Source organism: Pseudomonas sp. A6, assembly GCF_052367875.1.
Classification (GTDB): domain Bacteria; phylum Pseudomonadota; class Gammaproteobacteria; order Pseudomonadales; family Pseudomonadaceae; genus Pseudomonas; species Pseudomonas citronellolis.
In genome coordinates this window covers 5,631,466-5,648,169 of record NZ_CP198970.1, presented here as the reverse complement: position 1 = coordinate 5,648,169, position 16,704 = coordinate 5,631,466, and the positions used below count along the sequence as shown (strand labels likewise).

The window sequence follows — 16,704 nt, the reverse complement described above, 5'->3', positions numbered from 1 at the left end:
CGGGTAGTAGTACTTCGGAATAATGACGCCGAAAATTCGCTAGCGCGGATAATATATGCGGCATTTTCCGCTAGAACTGAAAAGAAGGCTGACGACAATCCGCCTTCGTCTGCAGGTTTTACCTGTCAGACAGCCGACCATCACCAGGGGAATACTGTGAAGAATTGGACGCTCCGCCGACGTATCCTGGCCAGCTTCGCGGTCGTGATCGCGATCATGTTGCTGATGGTGGTGGTTTCCTACATCACCCTGCTCGCCGTCGAGCGTGATTCGCGCCGCGTCAGCACCGACGCCATGCCGGGCACCTATGCGCTGACCACGGTGCGTTCCTCCTGGACCGACACCATGCTGCGCACCCAGGCCCTGGTCGGCCTGGGCGACGGCAAGCCGCTGGATGCCGCCGGCCGCCAGGGCTTCCGCGAGCTGCACGAGACCCTGCTGCAGCGCATCGCCACCTACGAGTCCACCGTGCACGAGTCGGCCGACCGCGAGCTGCTGGCCCGCTACAAGCAGCAGGCGGTGGACTTCCAGGCGCAGCTGGAGCAACTGCTCGACCTCTACGACAAGGACCACGAGGCCGCCCGCCAGTCCCTGCTGCATGACCTGTTGCCGGCCTGGGAGAAGGGCCGGCAGACGCTCAACGAGCTGATCGCGCTGAACAAACAGATCGCCGATTCGGCGGCCATCGCCATCGTCCACCAGGTCGAGGTGGCCGAGGTCACCATGCTGGTCTCGCTGCTGCTGGCGATTTTCGCCGCTGGCGTCCTCGGCCTGCTGCTGATGCGCGCCATCACCGGCCCGGTGGAGAAGGTGGTGAAGACCCTCGATACCATGAGCGGCGGCGACCTCACCGCGCGCCTGGCGCTGGAGCGCAACGACGAGTTCGGGGTGATCGAGAGCGGCTTCAACGGCATGGCCGAGGAGCTCAAGGCCCTGGTGGCGCAGGCGCAGCGCTCGGCCATCCAGGTCACCACCTCGGTCACCGAGATCGCCGCCACTTCCAAGCAGCAGCAGGCCACCGCCACCGAGACCGCTGCCACCACCACCGAGATCGGCGCCACCTCGCGGGAGATCGCCGCCACCTCGCGGGACTTGGTGCGCACCATGACCGAGGTGTCCAGCGCCGCCGAACAGACTTCCACCCTGGCCGGCTCCGGCCAGCTGGGCCTGGCCCGCATGGAAGAGACCATGCACCAGGTGATGGGCGCCGCCGAGCTGGTCAACGCCAAGCTGGCGATCCTCAACGAGCGCGCCGGCAACATCAACCAGGTGGTCACCACCATCGTCAAGGTCGCCGACCAGACCAACCTGCTCTCGCTCAACGCCGCCATCGAGGCGGAGAAGGCCGGCGAGTACGGCCGCGGCTTCGCCGTGGTGGCCACCGAGGTGCGCCGCCTGGCCGACCAGACCGCGGTGGCCACCTACGACATCGAGCAGATGGTCCGCGAGATCCAGTCGGCGGTGTCCGCCGGGGTGATGGGCATGGACAAGTTCTCCGAGGAAGTACGCCGCGGCATCGCCGAGGTCGGCCAGGTCGGCGAGCAGCTGTCGCAGATCATCCACCAGGTGCAGGCCCTGGCGCCGCGGGTGCAGATGGTCAACGAAGGCATGCAGGCGCAGGCCACCGGCGCCGAGCAGATCAACCAGGCCCTGGTGCAGCTGGGCGAGGCCACCGGGCAGACCGTGGAGTCGCTGCGCCAGGCCGGTTTCGCCATCGACGAGCTGAACCTTGTGGCCAATGGACTGCGCAATGGCGTCTCGCGCTTCAAGGTCTGAGGCCGGCGGGCGGCTGTACCTGCAGTTCCGCCTGGGCGCCGACCGCTACGCGCTGGACGTGCACGAGATCGTCGAGGTCCTGCCGCTGCGGCGCTTCAAGCAGGTGCCCGAGGTACCGGCCTGGGTGGCCGGGCTGTTCGTCCACCGCGGCGAACTGCTGCCGGTGCTCGACCTCAGCCAGATCGCCTGCGGCCGCCCGGCGCCGCGGCACACCAGCACGCGCCTGGTGCTGGTGGACTACCGTTTCGCCGGCAGCGGCCCGCAGCGGCGCCTGGGGCTGATCCTGGAACAGGCCAGCCAGACACTGCGCCGCGACCCGGCGGCCTTCCGCGACTACGGCCTGGAGCCGGGCGAGGCGCGCTACCTGGGGCCGGTGCTGGAAGACGCCGAGGGCCTGCTGCAGCGCGTGCAGGTGGACGAACTGCTGCCCGAGCACGTGCGCGAACTGCTCCTGGCCCAGGGTGAGCGGCCATGAGCGACGAGCGTTTCAGCCAGTTGCTCAAGGCGCGCATCGGCCTGGACGCGGAGTCGGTGGGCGAGGCGGTCATCGCCCGTGCCGTGCGCCAGTGCGCCAACCGCAGCAGCGGCGGCGACCTGGAGGCCTACTGGCAGCGCCTGCAGGGCTCCGCCGAGGAGCAGCAGGCGCTGATCGAGGCGGTGATAGTCCCGGAGACCTGGTTCTTCCGCTACCCCGAATCCTTCGCCGCCCTCGGCCGCTTGGCCCTGCGCCGGCAACTGGAACTGGCCGGCGCGCGGCCCCTGCGCCTGCTCAGCCTGCCCTGTTCCACCGGCGAGGAACCGTACTCCATCGCCATGGCCCTGCTCGACGCGGGGCTGCCGGAGGCGGCCTTCCAGATCGACGCCCTGGACGTCAGCCCGGCCTCGCTGGAGCGCGCGGCCCACGGCGTCTACGGGCGCAACTCGTTCCGCGGCAGCGAACTGGGCTTCCGCGACCGCTACTTCCACGCCGAGGGCCCCGACTACCGCCTCGACGAGCGGGTGCGCCGCCGCGTGCGCCTGCGCCGCGGCAACCTGCTGGCGCCCGGCCTGCTGGCCGAGGAGGCGCCCTACGACTTCCTGTTCTGCCGCAACCTGCTGATCTATTTCGACCGCGACACCCAGGAACGCGCCGTGCAGGTGCTGCTGCGCCTGGTGCGCGAGGACGGCGCGCTGTTCATCGGCCCGGCCGAGGCCAGCCTGACGTCGCGCCCGGGGCTGCGCGCGCTGGGCGTGCCGCAGTCCTTCGCCTTCCTGCGCGTGACGGCGGAGCCCGAGGCGCCGGCGGCCAGGCCGCGCCCCACCCTGCAAATCACGCCGCCGCCCGCCATGGCGCCGCGCCCGATACCGCGCCGCGCGCCTCTGCCGCCACCCGCCAGGCCGGCGGTAGCGCCGCCGAGCGGCGCCGAACAGGGCCTGGCGGAAATCGCCCGGCTGGCCAACCAGGGCCAGATGGCCCAGGCCCGCGCCGCCTGCGAGGCCTACCTGGCCCAGCACGGCCCGGCGGCCCAGGCCTATTACTGGCTCGGCCTGCTGGCCGATGCCGAGGGCCGCAACGAACAGGCCCAGGGCTACTACCGCAAGGCGCTGTACCTGCAGCCCGACCACCAGGAAAGCCTGCTGCACCTGGCCGCCCTGCTGGCCGCCCGCGGCGACCAGGAAGGCGCGCGGCGCCTGCAGGAGCGCGCCGCGCGAGGAGTGAAGCGCGATGCCTGAGCAGCGCTACCACCTGCACCCGGAGGCCGCCGAACAGGCGGTGGACGATTGCTGGAACCGCATCGGCATCCGCGGCGACAAGTCCTGCCCGCGGCTGGCCGAACACATCCACTGCCGCAACTGCCCGGTCCACGCCGCCGCTGCCGTGCGCCTGCTGGACCGCTACGCCCTGGGCGCCGAAGGCGAGCAGGCCGCCAGCGTCGAGGACGAGGCGCCGCCGGGCGATGCCTACCTGCTGTTCCGCCTCGGCGAAGAATGGCTGGCCCTGCGCACCCTGGCGCTGGCGGAGGTGGCGCCGAACTGCCCGGTGCATTCGCTGCCGCACCAGCGCTCGCCGGTCGTGCTGGGCGTGGCCAACGTGCACGGCACGCTGGTCGCCTGCCTGTCGCTGGCCGAACTGCTCGGCCTGCCGCCTTCCGCCCCGCGCGAGGACGAGGGCCGCCGCCTGCCGCGCATGCTGGTGCTGGCCACCGATAGCGGGCCGGTCCTGGCGCCGGTGGACGAGGTGGATGGCATCCACCCGCTGGCGCCGGGCCAGGCGCGCGTCGCCACGGCGGCCGGCAGCCGTTTCACCCACGACGTGCTGAAGTGGCGCGAGCGCAGCGTGCGCCTGCTCGACCACCCGGCCCTGCTTGCTGCCGCCGCCCGGAGCCTGGTATGACCCCCGAGCAGATGAAGGACGCCTCGCTGCTGGAACTCTTCCGCCTGGAGGCCGAGGCCCAGGCCCAGGCGCTCGGCCAGGGCCTGCTGGCGCTGGAGCGCGAACCGCGCCAGGCCGCGCAGCTGGAGGCCTGCATGCGCGCCGCGCATTCGCTCAAGGGCGCCGCGCGCATCGTCGGCCTGGACGAGGGCGTGCAGGTGGCCCACGTCATGGAGGAATGCCTGGTGGCCGCCCAGGACGGCCGCCTGCTGCTGGGCGCGGAGCACATAGACGCGCTGCTGGCCGGCACCGACATCCTGCTGCACATCGCCGACGTCCAGGCCGAGCGTGCTGCCCAGGCGCGCGCGGCGGTGCCCGGCCTGGTGCAGCGCCTGGAGACGCTGCTGGGCGCGGAGCCTGCGCAGCCCGCCGCACCTGTCGCCGCCGAAGCGCCGCCAGCCGCGCCGCCAGTGCTGCCGGCCGAAACCGCCGAGCCGGTGCCCGCCGCGGCTGAAAAAAAGGGCGAGGAGGGCACCGGCCGGGTACTGCGCGTCACCGCCGAACGCCTGAACCAGTTGCTCGACCTTTCCAGCAAGGCCCTGGTCGACTCCCAGCGCCTGCAACCGCAACTGGCCTCCATGCAGCGTCTGAAGCGCCTGCAGGCCACCGCCAGCCGCCTGCTCGACGGCGCCCGCGACGCCGCCGGCGCCAGCCTCGACCCGCAGGCCCAGGCCTTCCTCGCCGATGCCCGGCGTCTGGTCGGAGAGTGCCAGCAACTGCTGGGCGAACAGATGGCCGAGCTGGACGAATTCGCCTGGACCACTTCGCAGCGCGCCCAGACCCTCTACGACAGCGCCCTGGCCTGCCGCATGCGGCCCTTCGCCGACGTGCTCGGCGGCCAGGCGCGGATGGTCCGCGACCTTGGCCGCGAGCTGGGCAAGTCGGTACGCCTGGAAGTGGACGGGGTGTCCACCCAGGTCGACCGCGAGGTCCTGGAAAAACTCGAGGCGCCGCTGACGCACCTGCTGCGCAACGCCGTCGACCACGGCATCGAGACGCCGGACGCGCGGCGCTGGGCCGGCAAGCCGGAGCAGGGGCTGATCCGCCTGCTGGCGCGGCACCACGCCGGCATGCTGGTGCTGGACCTGCGCGACGACGGCGCCGGTGTCGACCTGCAGCGCTTGCGCGAAGGCATCGTGCGCCGTGGCCTGTCCACCGAGGAGACGGTTGCGCGGCTGTCCGAGGAGGAGCTGCTGGCCTTCCTCTTCCTGCCCGGCTTCAGCCTGCGCGAGCAGGTCACCGAGGTCTCTGGCCGCGGCGTCGGCCTGGACGCCGTGCAGCACATGGTGCGCCAGCTGCGTGGCGGCATCCGCATGGAGCAGGTGCGCGGGCAGGGCAGCCACTTCCACATCGAGGTGCCGCTGACCCTCTCGGTGGTGCGCAGCCTGGTGGTGGCGATCGGCGGCGAGGCCTACGCCTTCCCCCTGGCGCACATCGAGCGCATGCGCAGCCTGGCGCCGCAAGACATCGTGCAGATCGAGGGCCGCCAGCAGTTCTGGCACGAGGGCCGGCACGTCGGCCTGGTGGCCGCGCACCAGTTGCTGCAGCGCCCGGAAGGCCGCGCGCCGGAGGGCGACATCCCGCTGGTGCTGATCCGCGAGCGCGACAACCTGTACGGCGTGGCGGTGGAGCGCTTCATCGGCGAACGCACCCTGGTGGTGATGCCGCTGGACGCGCGCCTGGGCAAGGTCCAGGACGTTTCCGCCGGCGCCGTGCTGGACGACGGCACGCCGGTGCTGATCCTCGACGTCGAGGACATGCTGCGTTCGGTGGACAAGCTGCTGGCCAGCGGCCGCCTGGAGCGCATCGACGCCGGCAACCGCCAGGGCGCGGCGCTGCGCAAGCGCGTGCTGGTGGTGGACGACTCGCTCACCGTGCGCGAACTGGAGCGCAAGCTGCTGGCCGGCCGCGGCTACGACGTGGCGGTGGCGGTGGACGGCATGGACGGCTGGAACGCCCTGCGTTCGGAGCGCTTCGACCTGGTCATCACGGATATCGACATGCCGCGCATGGACGGTATAGAACTGGTCGGGCTGATCCGCCGCGACGCCCGCCTGCAAGCCCTGCCGGTCATGGTCGTGTCCTACAAGGATCGCGAGGAGGACCGCCGCCGCGGGCTCGATGCCGGCGCCGACTACTACCTGGCCAAGGCCAGTTTCCACGACGAGGCTCTGCTGGACGCGGTGGTCGATCTGATCGGAGGTGCGTAGGGTCGGCTCCCGTTTCGGCGCGGCCGCGACGGAGCCGCATTTTGCGCAGAGCAAGGCGCGAGGAGAGAGGTTTGGTTATTCCAAATGAACGACGAGTAACGCGGCGCTGCGCAAAATGCGGCCCGTCCCTTCGGGTTGCGCGGCAAATCACGCCATGCGTCGTTGCGGGACTTGCCAAGGGAGCGACCATTGCCTGCGTCCCGCGCCTAGCCTGGCGTGATTTGTCGCGGCAACGCGGCTCGCGCCGAAACGGGAGCCGACCCTAAGATGAGAGTTGGCATCGTCAACGACATGCCGCTGGCGGTGGAAGCGTTGCGCCGGGCCTTGGCCTTCGAACCCACGCACCGCGTGCTGTGGGTCGCCAGCAACGGAGCCGAGGCGGTGGAAATGTGCGCCGCGCAGACCCCCGACGTGGTGCTGATGGACCTGCTGATGCCGGTGATGGACGGCGTGGAGGCCACGCGGCGGATCATGGCCGCCTCGCCCTGCGCCATCATCGTGGTCACCGTGGACCTGGAGCAGAACCTCTCGCGGGTGTTCGAGGCCATGGGCTGCGGCGCGGTGGACGCGGTGAACACCCCGGCGCTGGGCGTCGGCGATTCCCTGGAGGCGGCCCGCCCGCTGCTGCGCAAGCTGCAGAACCTGGCCTGGCTGTCGGCCCCGGGCAACAGCCGGCCGCGCAGCGAGGTCGCCGTGCGCGAAAACCCGGCCAAGGCCCGCCGCCTGGTGGCCGTGGGCGCCTCGGCCGGCGGCCCGGCGGCCCTGGCCGAGCTGCTGGGCAAGCTGCCGGCGAGTTTTTCCGCGGCCATGGTGGTGGTGCAGCACGTGGACGAAGTGTTCGCCGCCGGCATGGCCGAATGGCTGGCCAGCCAGGCGCGCATCCCCGTGCGCCTGGCGCGCAACGGCGAGGTGCCGCAGCCCGGCTGCGTGCTGCTGGCCGGCACCAACGACCACATCCGCCTGCAACGCAACGGCGAGCTGGCCTACACCGCCGAACCCTGCGGGCACATCTACCGGCCCTCGATCGACGTGTTCTTCGACAGCGTGGCCGACAACTGGGTGGGCCAGGCCACCGGCGTGCTGCTCACCGGCATGGGCCGCGACGGCGCCCAGGGCCTGAAGCACATGCGCGAGCGCGGCTTCCTGACGCTGGCCCAGGACCAGGCCAGCAGCGCCGTGTACGGCATGCCCAAGGCCGCCGCGGCGATCGGCGCCGCCACCGAAATCCGCGGCCTGGGCGACATCGCCCGGCGCCTGGGCGAACTGTACGGCTGACATTCCGGAGGCAGCGCCAGCGGCGCCACGACGACGATGAACCCCAAGCATAGCGAGAACCCCTTGATTACTCCGGACGACACCGCGGTCATGGTCCTGCTGGTCGACGACCAGGCCATGATCGGCGAGGCCGTGCGCCGCGCCCTGGCCGAGGACGGCGGCATCGACTTCCACTTCTGCTCCGACGCCACCCAGGCCATCGAGCAGGCCCTGCAGATCCGCCCGACGGTGATCCTGCAGGACCTGGTGATGCCCGACACCGACGGCCTGGAGCTGGTGCGCCAGTACCGCCGCCACCCGCAGACCCGCGACATCCCGATCATCGTCCTGTCGACCAAGGAGGAGCCGCAGGTCAAGAGCGCCGCCTTCGCCGCCGGGGCCAACGACTACCTGGTCAAGCTGCCCGACGCCATCGAACTGGTGGCGCGGGTGCGCTACCACTCGCGCTCCTACCTCGCCCTGCAGCAGCGCGACGAGGCCTACCGTGCGCTGCGCGAGAGCCAGCAGAAGCTGCTGGAGACCAACCTGGTGCTGCAGCGGCTGATGAACTCCGACGGCCTCACCGGGCTGTCCAACCGCCGCCACTTCGACGAGTACCTGGAAATGGAATGGCGCCGCGGCCTGCGCGAGCAGAGCCAGCTGTCGCTGCTGCTGATCGACGTCGACCACTTCAAGGCCTACAACGACACCTTCGGCCACGTCGCCGGCGACGAGGCGCTGCGCCGCGTCGCCGGGACCATCCGCGAAAGCTGCGCGCGCTCCTCCGACCTGCCGGCGCGCTACGGCGGCGAGGAGTTCGCCATCATCCTCCCGGGCACCTCGCCGGGCGGCGCGCGGCTGCTGGCGGAGAAGCTGCGGCTGACCGTGCAGGCCCTGGGCATCGCCCACGAGCAGCCGGATGCCGGCGCGGTGCTGACGGTCAGCGTCGGCGTGGCGACCCTCACCCCGGGGCAGGGCGAAAGCTGCCTGCGGCTGATCGAACACGCCGACCGCGCGCTCTACAACGCCAAGCACGGCGGACGCAACCAGGTGGGGGTGGACGGCGGCGCAACCGGCTGACGCACAGCCGCCCACGGGCGGCTTTCTCGGGTATACTTCCGGGTTTTTCCACGCCATTACCCGTGAGTGCTGACCGCCATGGAAATCCAACCGATCCTCAACAGCATCAAGGACCTCTCCGACCGTACCCAGTCCATTCGGGGGTATCTTTGACTACGATCTGAAACATGATCGTCTGATCGAAGTAAACCGCGAGCTGGAAGACCCGGCGGTCTGGAACAAGCCCGAATACGCCCAGAACCTGGGCCGCGAGCGCGCCATGCTGGCGCAGATCGTCGAGACCCTCGACGAGCTGACCGGCGGCCTGGCCGACTCCCGCGACCTGCTCGACATGGCGGTCGAGGAGAACGACGAAGGCGCCGTCGGCGACGTCGAAGCGGAAGTCCAGCGCCTGCGCGAAATCCTCGAGAAGCTGGAATTCCGCCGCATGTTCAGCGGCGAGATGGACCCGAACAACGCCTACCTGGACATCCAGGCCGGCTCCGGCGGCACCGAGGCCCAGGACTGGGCCAACATGCTGCTGCGCATGTACCTGCGCTGGGCCGACAAGAACGGCTTCGACGCCGAGATCGTCGAGCTGTCCGAGGGTGAGGTCGCCGGCATCAAGGGCGCTACCGTGCACATCAAGGGCGAGTACGCCTTCGGCTGGCTGCGCACCGAGATCGGCGTGCACCGCCTGGTGCGCAAGAGCCCGTTCGACTCCGGCAACCGCCGCCACACCTCGTTCACCGCGGTGTTCGTCTCGCCGGAAATCGATGACAACATCGAGATCGAGATCAACCCGGCGGACCTGCGCATCGACACCTACCGTTCGTCCGGCGCCGGCGGCCAGCACGTGAACACCACCGACTCCGCGGTGCGTATCACCCACGTGCCGACCAACACCGTGGTGGCGTGCCAGAACGAACGCTCCCAGCACGCCAACAAGGACACCGCCATGAAGATGCTGCGGGCCCGGTTGTACGAGCAGGAGATGCAGAAACGCACCGCCGCCTCGCAGGCGCTGGAAGACACCAAGTCCGATATCGGCTGGGGCCACCAGATCCGTTCCTACGTGCTCGACCAGTCGCGCATCAAGGACCTGCGTACCGGCGTGGAACGCAGCGATTGCGACAAGGTGCTCGACGGCGACCTCAACGAATACCTGGAAGCCAGCCTTAAACAGGGCCTGTAGACCGCACCCCGTAGGAGCGAGCTTGCTCGCGAACCCATTGAAGAGCTTCGCGAGCAAGCTCGCTCCTACAGTTGTTATCCCTAATTGAATGAATCGACGCCAGGCAGATAGAACGACCATGAGCGACCAACAACTCGACCAGCACGAGCTGCAACAGGAAGAAAACAAGCTGATCGCCCAGCGCAAGGAAAAGCTTGCCGCCGTGCGCGAGGCCAAGGCCATCGCCTTCCCCAACGACTTCCGCCGCGACGCCTACTTCGCGGACCTGCAGAAGCAGTACGCCGACAAGACCAAGGAAGAGCTGGAAGCCGCAGCCATCCCGGTCAAGGTCGCCGGTCGCATCATGCTCAACCGTGGCGCCTTCATCGTCCTGCAGGACAGCAGCGACCGCCTGCAGGTCTACGTCAACCGCAAGACCCTGCCCGAAGAGACGCTGGCCGAGATCAAGACCTGGGACCTGGGCGACATCATCGGCGCCGAGGGCACCCTGGCCCGCTCCGGCAAGGGCGACCTGTACGTCGACATGAGCAGCGTGCGCCTGCTGACCAAGTCGCTGCGCCCGCTGCCGGACAAGCACCACGGCCTGACCGACACCGAGCAGCGCTACCGCCAGCGCTACGTCGACCTGATCGTCAACGAGGAAACCCGCCACACCTTCCGCGTGCGTTCCCAGGTGATCGCCCACATCCGCCGCTTCCTGTCCGAGCGCGGTTTCCTCGAAGTGGAAACCCCGATGCTGCAGACCATCCCCGGCGGCGCCGCGGCCAAGCCCTTCGCCACCCACCACAATGCGCTGGACATGGCCATGTTCCTGCGCATCGCCCCGGAGCTGTACCTCAAGCGCCTGGTGGTCGGCGGCTTCGAGAAGGTCTTCGAGATCAACCGCAACTTCCGCAACGAAGGCGTCTCGACCCGGCACAACCCCGAGTTCACCATGCTCGAGTTCTACCAGGCCTACGCCGACTACGAAGACAACATGGACCTGACCGAGGAACTGTTCCGCGAGCTGGCCCAGGCGGTGCTCGGCACCACCGACGTGCCCTACGGCGACAAGGTCTTCCACTTCGGCGAGCCCTTCGCCCGTCTGTCGGTGTTCGACGCCATCCTCAAGTACAACCCGGACATCACCGCGGCTGACCTGCAGGATGTCGAAAAAGCCCGCGAGATCGCCAAGAAGGCCGGCGCCAAGGTCCTCGGCCACGAAGGCCTGGGCAAGCTGCAGGTAATGATTTTCGAGGAGCTGGTGGAGCACAAGCTGGAACAGCCGCACTTCATCACCCAGTACCCCTTCGAAGTCTCCCCGCTGGCCCGCCGCAACGACCAGGACCCGAGCGTCACCGACCGCTTCGAACTGTTCATCGGCGGCCGCGAGATCGCCAACGCCTACTCCGAGTTGAACGACGCCGAAGACCAGGCCGAGCGCTTCATGCTGCAGGTCAAGGAGAAGGACGCCGGCGACGACGAGGCGATGCACTATGACGCCGACTTCATCAACGCCCTGGAATACGGCATGCCGCCCACCGCCGGCGAAGGCATCGGCATCGACCGCCTGGTGATGCTGCTGACCAACTCGCCGTCGATCCGCGACGTGATCCTGTTCCCGCACATGCGCCCGCAGGCGTAAGCGCAGGAGCAAGTGGAGAAGCCGCCTTAGGGCGGCTTTTTCGTGCCTGCGAACCGGCAAACACAACGCCGCGTAGGATGGCGTTGAGCGAAGCGATACCCATCACCACGACCGCATGGGTTTCGCCAAGGCTCAACCCATCCTACGAAGAGCGCCAGTTGCTTCTACGGCCCCAGGGAAGCACGGGCGTAGGAGCGGACTCCGTCCGCGATCGTCTTCGCCGCTTGCGCCGAACGCTTCGGCGGCCTTTGCCACCAATTGATTCCCCAAGCAAAAGCCCGAACAATGCGCCATCGCCCGCGAGCGGAGGAAAGACCGTGCCCCGAGCAGTTTCCAGAGACAGCGCCGCCCAGGCCGCCAGTGCGGTGGCCGAGAGTGTCCAGTACCAGGGCCGCAAGGCCGCCCGCCAGGGCAGCGAGCAGCGCCGCCAGGCGATCCTCGACGCGGCCATGCGCATCATCGTCCGCGAGGGCGTGCGGGCCGTGCGCCATCGGGCGGTGGCGGCCGAGGCGGACGTGCCTTTGTCTGCCACCACCTACTACTTCAAGGACATCGACGACCTCATCACCGACACCTTCGCGCTCTTCGTCGAACGCAGCGCCGAAGCCCTGTCGGCCTTCTGGGCCAGCGTCGAGGGTGACCTGCAGGCTCTGGCCGCCGGCCTCACCGGCAGCCCCGAGGCGCGCCGCGAGCTGGCCGACCGCATCACCGAGCTGGCCATCCAGTACGTGCGCGTGCAGCTCACCGAGCGCCGCGAGCACCTGCTGGCCGAGCAGGCGTTCCGCCAGGAGGCGTTGCTCAACCCGCGCCTGGAACAGCTGGCGCAGAGCCACAGGCGCATCCTCTCCCTGGGCGTGGTGCACTTCTTCGAGGTGCTCGGCTCGCAGCAGCCGGAACAGGACGCCAAGGTGTTGACGGCCATCATCCTGCAGATGGAGTATCAGGGCCTGCTGGATGGCGTGGAGCACCTGGACACCGTGGAAATGCGCGCCATCCTGACCCGCTACCTGTACCTGGTGCTGGGCCTCTGAAGCCCGCCGACGACCCCATATGGCGTGCCGCCCGCGGCCCCTGAGGAGACTTCGATGAAAGCCTGGCGCGCCTTGCTGCTGTTGAGCATCTTCCTGCTCGGCGGCTGCCTGGTGACCTTCAAGGAGCCGATCCCGGCGAAGGAGGCCGCGCCCAAGCAGTTGCTCGGCCAGTGGTCGCGGATCGACGAATACGGCGAGGAACAGTTCCTCGAGATCAGCCGCACCGGTGAGGGCCTGTACCGCGCCTTCAGCTACTACGACGACAGCGGCAACACCGACAGCGCCGAGGACCTGCCCTTCACCGTGGCCCAGCACGGCCAGCGCTGGTACCTGTCCGCCGAACTGCCCAAGAGCCAGGGCGGCAACTACCTGCTGGCCGGCTTCGAGATCACCGACAAGGACGAGCTGGTGGTCTACTCGCTGGACGTCGAGCAGATCCTCCAGGCCATGGCCAAGGGCACCCTGCAGGGCCAGAAGGTGGACAGCGAGCAGGGCGCCGGCGCGCTGGTGGCCAGCCCCCTGGGCGACGTCCTGGCCTACCTGGACGACCCCGCCAACGCCGAAGTCTTCAGCGAAGCGCTACGCTTCCAGCGAGTGACTCCGGGAGAACGCCCATGAACCCGCGGCGCAAGAAAAGCACGCCCAGCGAGTACCAGCAGATCATCCGCGGCCTGTCCGACCGCCTGGTGGAGGCGCAGACGCCGATCCGCGTGCTCGACGCCATCAAATGGGACGACAGCGTGCGCGAAGACTTCCTCAAGGGCCGCGGCAAGCATGCGCCCAAGGTCGACCGCGGCTACTACGACGGCCGCCCGCTGGCCTTCGACGGCAACGCCAAGAAGCAGGAGTTCCAGAACCTGGAGCGCGATGTCACCCGCCAGCTCGGCCAGTTCAACCCGGTGGGGCAGATCATGCGGCGCATGTGCCGCGAGTACCGCATGGTCATCCGCATGCTGGAGGCGCGCGGCACCCAGGACTTCGGGCTGATCTCCCAGGAACTCTACGGCTCGGCCTCCGACGCCTTCCACGCCGGTGACCCGACCCTGGCCGACCTCGGCCTGATGCTCTCGGACTACCTGAACAACATCGCCGACCGCGGCGACCTCAAGGACGAACCCAAGACCCTCACCGCCAAGGAAGCGGTGGCCATGCTGCAGGAGCGCCTGAACAAGACCTTCGGCGAGGCCGAGGACACCATCCGCGTGTTCGAGTCCGACGGCATAGTCGCCGACGCCGCGGCCGGCGCCGACTACATCAAGGTGCGCGCCGACGCCATGTTCAACGAGCGCGACGTGCGCGCCCTGGAAGTCCACGAGGGCCTGGTGCACGTGGGCACCACCCTGAACGGGCAGAACCAGCCGATCTGCACCTTCCTGGCCAAGGGCCCGCCGTCCTCCACCGTGACCCAGGAAGGCCTGGCCATCCTCATGGAGGTGATCGCCTTTGCCTCCTATCCCACGCGCCTGCGCAAGCTGACCAACCGCACCCGCGCCATCCACATGGCGGAGGAGGGCGCGGACTTCCTCGAGGTGTTCCACTTCTACCGCGAGCAGGGCTACAGCCAGGAAAGCAGCTACCAGAACGCCAGCCGGGTGTTCCGCGGCTCCACGCCCGGCGGGCTGCCGTTCACCAAGGACCTGTCGTACCTGAAGGGCTTCATCCTCATCTACAACTACATCCAGCTCGCCGTGCGCAAGGGCAAGCTGGAGCAGATCCCGCTGCTGTTCTGCGGCAAGGCCACCCTGGAAGACATGCGCACCCTGCGCCAACTGGTGGACGAAGGGCTGGTGGTGCCGCCGAAGTACCTGCCGCCGCAGTTCCGCGACCTCAACGCGCTGTCGGCCTGGATGTGCTTCTCCAACTTCCTCAACCACCTGAGCCTGGACCGCATCGAGGCGGACTACGCGAATATCCTCTAGGACCGCGCCGAAATGCCCTTCGTAGGAGCGAGCTTGCTCGCGAACGGATTCCGCGGCGGAGTTGGTTCGCGAGCAAGCTCGCTCCTACGAAGAGCCGTACCAAGGATGACCCGACCATGACCCACCGCTTCAAGGCCGCCGCGCTGTCCCTGCTGCTTCTGCTCGGCGGCTGCAGCTCGCTGCTGTTCTACCCCAACCCCGACGTCGCCATCACCCCGGCGCGGGCCAAGCTGGACTACCGCGACGTCACCCTCACCACCGCCGACGGCGTGAAGCTCGCCGGCTGGTGGCTGCCGGCCAAGCCCGGCGTGCCGGTCAAGGGCACGGTGCTGCACCTGCACGGCAACGGCGGCAACATGGCCTGGCACCTGGGCGGCACCTTCTGGCTGCCGGAGCAGGGCTACCAGGTGCTGATGATCGACTACCGCGGCTACGGCCATTCCCAGGGCGAGCCCAGCCTGCCGGCGGTGTACCAGGACATGGACGCGGCCTTCGCCTGGCTGGACAAGGCCCCCGAGGCCCAGGGCAAGCCGCTGATCCTGCTCGGCCAGAGCCTGGGCGGTGCCATGGGCGTGCACTACCTGGCGCAGCATCCCGAGCGGGTGAAGCAACTCAAGGCCGTGGTGCTCGACGGCGTGCCCGCCAGCTACCGCGAAGTGGCACGCTACACCCTGGGCACCGCCTGGCTGACCTGGCCGCTGCAGATTCCGCTGTCCTGGTTCGTGCCCGATGGCGACAGCGCGATCCGCGCCATGCCGCGACTTTCTGGCGCACCCGTGCTGTTCTTTCACAGCATCGACGATACCATCGTGCCCCTGGACAACGGCCTGAGCCTGTACAAGGCGGCGCGGCCGCCGAAAGTCTTCCAGCTGACCCGCGGCGGGCACGTGGAAACCTTCGGCGAACCGACCTGGCGCGAAGTGATGCTGCGCTTCCTCGACGACCCGCAGCACTTCAGCGGCCTGCGCCGCCTGGCCGAAGTCCCCAACACCGATCCGCCGGCCGAGCCGGCCAGCCAGTCCCAGGGCAAGCCATGACCACCAGCACCGACCGCAACATGATCCCGTACATCCTCACCGCCATCGGCAGCATCATCGTCAGTGTCGGCACGCTCTGGTTCTACGGCTACCTGCACTTCGCCAAGGAGCAGGACGCCCTGCTGCTGGCCGAGTTCACCATGCTCAAGAGCATCCCCGGGCAGGACGTGAAGCTCTCGCTGGAGCCGGCCAACCAGATCGCGCAATGCATCGACGGCGTGCTGGTGCTGTTCGACACCACCCAGAAGGGCCTCTCCGGCGTGCTGGTGGACAACAAGAAGCACGCCGTGCGCTGCGCCGGCGAGGAAACCCCGCAGGAAGTCCGCTGACGGCATGCTTCGGGGCTAGGCTGGGAGCAACCTGGAGGGCGCGACCATGAGCAACCCCGAGATCCACGTCTGGCAAGGCGACATCACCACCCTGCGCATCGACGCCATCGTCAACGCCGCCAACAGCTCGCTGCTCGGCGGCGGGGGCGTGGACGGCGCCATCCACCGCGCCGCCGGCCCGGAACTGGCGAACCACTGCCGCAACCTGGGCGGCTGCAGGACCGGCGAGGCCAAGATCACCCCTGGCTTCCGCCTGCCCGCCGCCCACGTCATCCACACGGTAGGCCCGGTCTGGCGCGGCGGCGGCCACGGCGAGCCGGACCTGCTCGCCGCCTGCTACCGCAACAGCCTGGCGCTGGCGGAACAGTATGAGCTGGAGGGCATCGCCTTCCCCGCCATCAGCTGCGGAATCTACAGCTATCCCCTGGAAGCGGCGGCCAGCATCGCCATCACCGAACTGCGCCGCCTGCGGCCCGCCGGCAGCAGCCTGCAACGTCTGTTGCTGGTGCCTTTCGCCGAAGACATGGCCGAACTCTACCGGCGCCTGTTGCGGGGTGGCGCGTAGGCGCCGACTGCGCCGAGGTGCTCTTCGTAGGATCGAGGGGGACGCCTAGTTCTTGCTCGCGAATAAACGCGGTGCCATGCGGTTCGCGAGCAAGCTCGCTCCTACGAAAAGCCATGCTCGCCGGCAATGTAGGAGCGGGCCCTGCCCGCGATTCGCGCGCAGGGCGCGCTCCTACATGGGAAGGGTGCGGGTGGGGCGGCGTAGGAGCAACTGTCTTGCGCCGAGGTGCTCTTCGTAGGATGGGTTGAGCTTGCGAAACCCATGCGGTTGCGGTGATGGGTATCGCTTCGCT

The 16,704-nt window shown here is 68.9% G+C and carries 15 protein-coding genes; all 15 read left to right on the top strand.

Annotation, left to right across the window (positions count from 1 at the left end; all coding sequences use genetic code 11):
• The first annotated feature begins 156 nt into the window (after window positions 1-156).
• Window positions 157-1,776 carry a methyl-accepting chemotaxis protein gene (locus tag ACTWJ5_RS24795; RefSeq protein WP_444436753.1) on the top strand — a complete coding sequence of 540 codons (1,620 nt, stop codon included), beginning with the start codon at window positions 157-159 and terminating at the stop codon, window positions 1,774-1,776.
• The gene (locus ACTWJ5_RS24790) at window positions 1,751-2,251 is read left to right on the top strand and encodes a chemotaxis protein CheW (RefSeq protein ID WP_444436752.1); all 501 of its coding nucleotides are present in this window, start codon (window positions 1,751-1,753) and stop codon (window positions 2,249-2,251) included. Before ACTWJ5_RS24795 ends, ACTWJ5_RS24790 begins: the two co-directional genes overlap by 26 nt.
• A complete protein-coding gene (locus ACTWJ5_RS24785; RefSeq protein WP_444436751.1) occupies window positions 2,248-3,489 on the top strand; it encodes a CheR family methyltransferase in 1,242 nt (413 codons plus the stop codon). Before ACTWJ5_RS24790 ends, ACTWJ5_RS24785 begins: the two co-directional genes overlap by 4 nt.
• Window positions 3,482-4,150, top strand: a complete 669-nt coding sequence (locus tag ACTWJ5_RS24780; RefSeq protein ID WP_444436750.1) for a chemotaxis protein CheW — start codon at window positions 3,482-3,484, stop codon at window positions 4,148-4,150. The genes ACTWJ5_RS24785 and ACTWJ5_RS24780 overlap by 8 nt, the downstream gene beginning before the upstream one ends.
• The gene (locus tag ACTWJ5_RS24775; RefSeq protein WP_444436748.1) at window positions 4,147-6,399 is read left to right on the top strand and encodes a hybrid sensor histidine kinase/response regulator; all 2,253 of its coding nucleotides are present in this window, start codon (window positions 4,147-4,149) and stop codon (window positions 6,397-6,399) included. Before ACTWJ5_RS24780 ends, ACTWJ5_RS24775 begins: the two co-directional genes overlap by 4 nt.
• 267 nt (window positions 6,400-6,666) lie before the next feature.
• A complete protein-coding gene (locus ACTWJ5_RS24770) occupies window positions 6,667-7,674 on the top strand; it encodes a chemotaxis response regulator protein-glutamate methylesterase (RefSeq protein ID WP_444436747.1) in 1,008 nt (335 codons plus the stop codon).
• A 36-nt stretch (window positions 7,675-7,710) separates the two neighbouring features.
• On the top strand, window positions 7,711-8,733 hold the full coding sequence (locus ACTWJ5_RS24765; protein ID WP_074986367.1) for a response regulator: 1,023 nt from the start codon (window positions 7,711-7,713) through the stop codon (window positions 8,731-8,733).
• Between the two features lie 78 nt (window positions 8,734-8,811).
• Window positions 8,812-9,907 (top strand): peptide chain release factor 2 gene (prfB, locus tag ACTWJ5_RS24760; RefSeq protein WP_116422981.1). Its coding sequence is split into 2 segments (ribosomal slippage): window positions 8,812-8,883 and window positions 8,885-9,907, totalling 1,095 coding nucleotides; the frame shifts between segments, so codons are not numbered across the junction.
• A 118-nt stretch (window positions 9,908-10,025) separates the two neighbouring features.
• A complete protein-coding gene (gene lysS / locus ACTWJ5_RS24755) occupies window positions 10,026-11,531 on the top strand; it encodes a lysine--tRNA ligase (protein WP_444436746.1) in 1,506 nt (501 codons plus the stop codon).
• 317 nt (window positions 11,532-11,848) lie between these two features.
• Window positions 11,849-12,562, top strand: coding sequence for a TetR/AcrR family transcriptional regulator (locus tag ACTWJ5_RS24750; RefSeq protein ID WP_009616533.1), 714 nt, complete (start codon window positions 11,849-11,851; stop codon window positions 12,560-12,562).
• 54 nt (window positions 12,563-12,616) lie between these two features.
• Window positions 12,617-13,180, top strand: coding sequence for a hypothetical protein (locus ACTWJ5_RS24745; protein WP_444436745.1), 564 nt, complete (start codon window positions 12,617-12,619; stop codon window positions 13,178-13,180).
• Entirely contained in the window at window positions 13,177-14,481 is a 1,305-nt protein-coding gene (locus ACTWJ5_RS24740; protein WP_444436744.1) for a flavohemoglobin expression-modulating QEGLA motif protein, read from the top strand. Before ACTWJ5_RS24745 ends, ACTWJ5_RS24740 begins: the two co-directional genes overlap by 4 nt.
• A 116-nt stretch (window positions 14,482-14,597) precedes the next feature.
• On the top strand, window positions 14,598-15,518 hold the full coding sequence (locus tag ACTWJ5_RS24735; RefSeq protein WP_444436743.1) for an alpha/beta hydrolase: 921 nt from the start codon (window positions 14,598-14,600) through the stop codon (window positions 15,516-15,518).
• The gene (locus ACTWJ5_RS24730) at window positions 15,515-15,847 is read left to right on the top strand and encodes a hypothetical protein (RefSeq protein ID WP_116422984.1); all 333 of its coding nucleotides are present in this window, start codon (window positions 15,515-15,517) and stop codon (window positions 15,845-15,847) included. The genes ACTWJ5_RS24735 and ACTWJ5_RS24730 overlap by 4 nt, the downstream gene beginning before the upstream one ends.
• A gap of 46 nt (window positions 15,848-15,893) precedes the next feature.
• Window positions 15,894-16,412, top strand: coding sequence for an O-acetyl-ADP-ribose deacetylase (locus tag ACTWJ5_RS24725; RefSeq protein WP_444436742.1), 519 nt, complete (start codon window positions 15,894-15,896; stop codon window positions 16,410-16,412).
• Window positions 16,413-16,704: the final 292 nt, after the last annotated feature.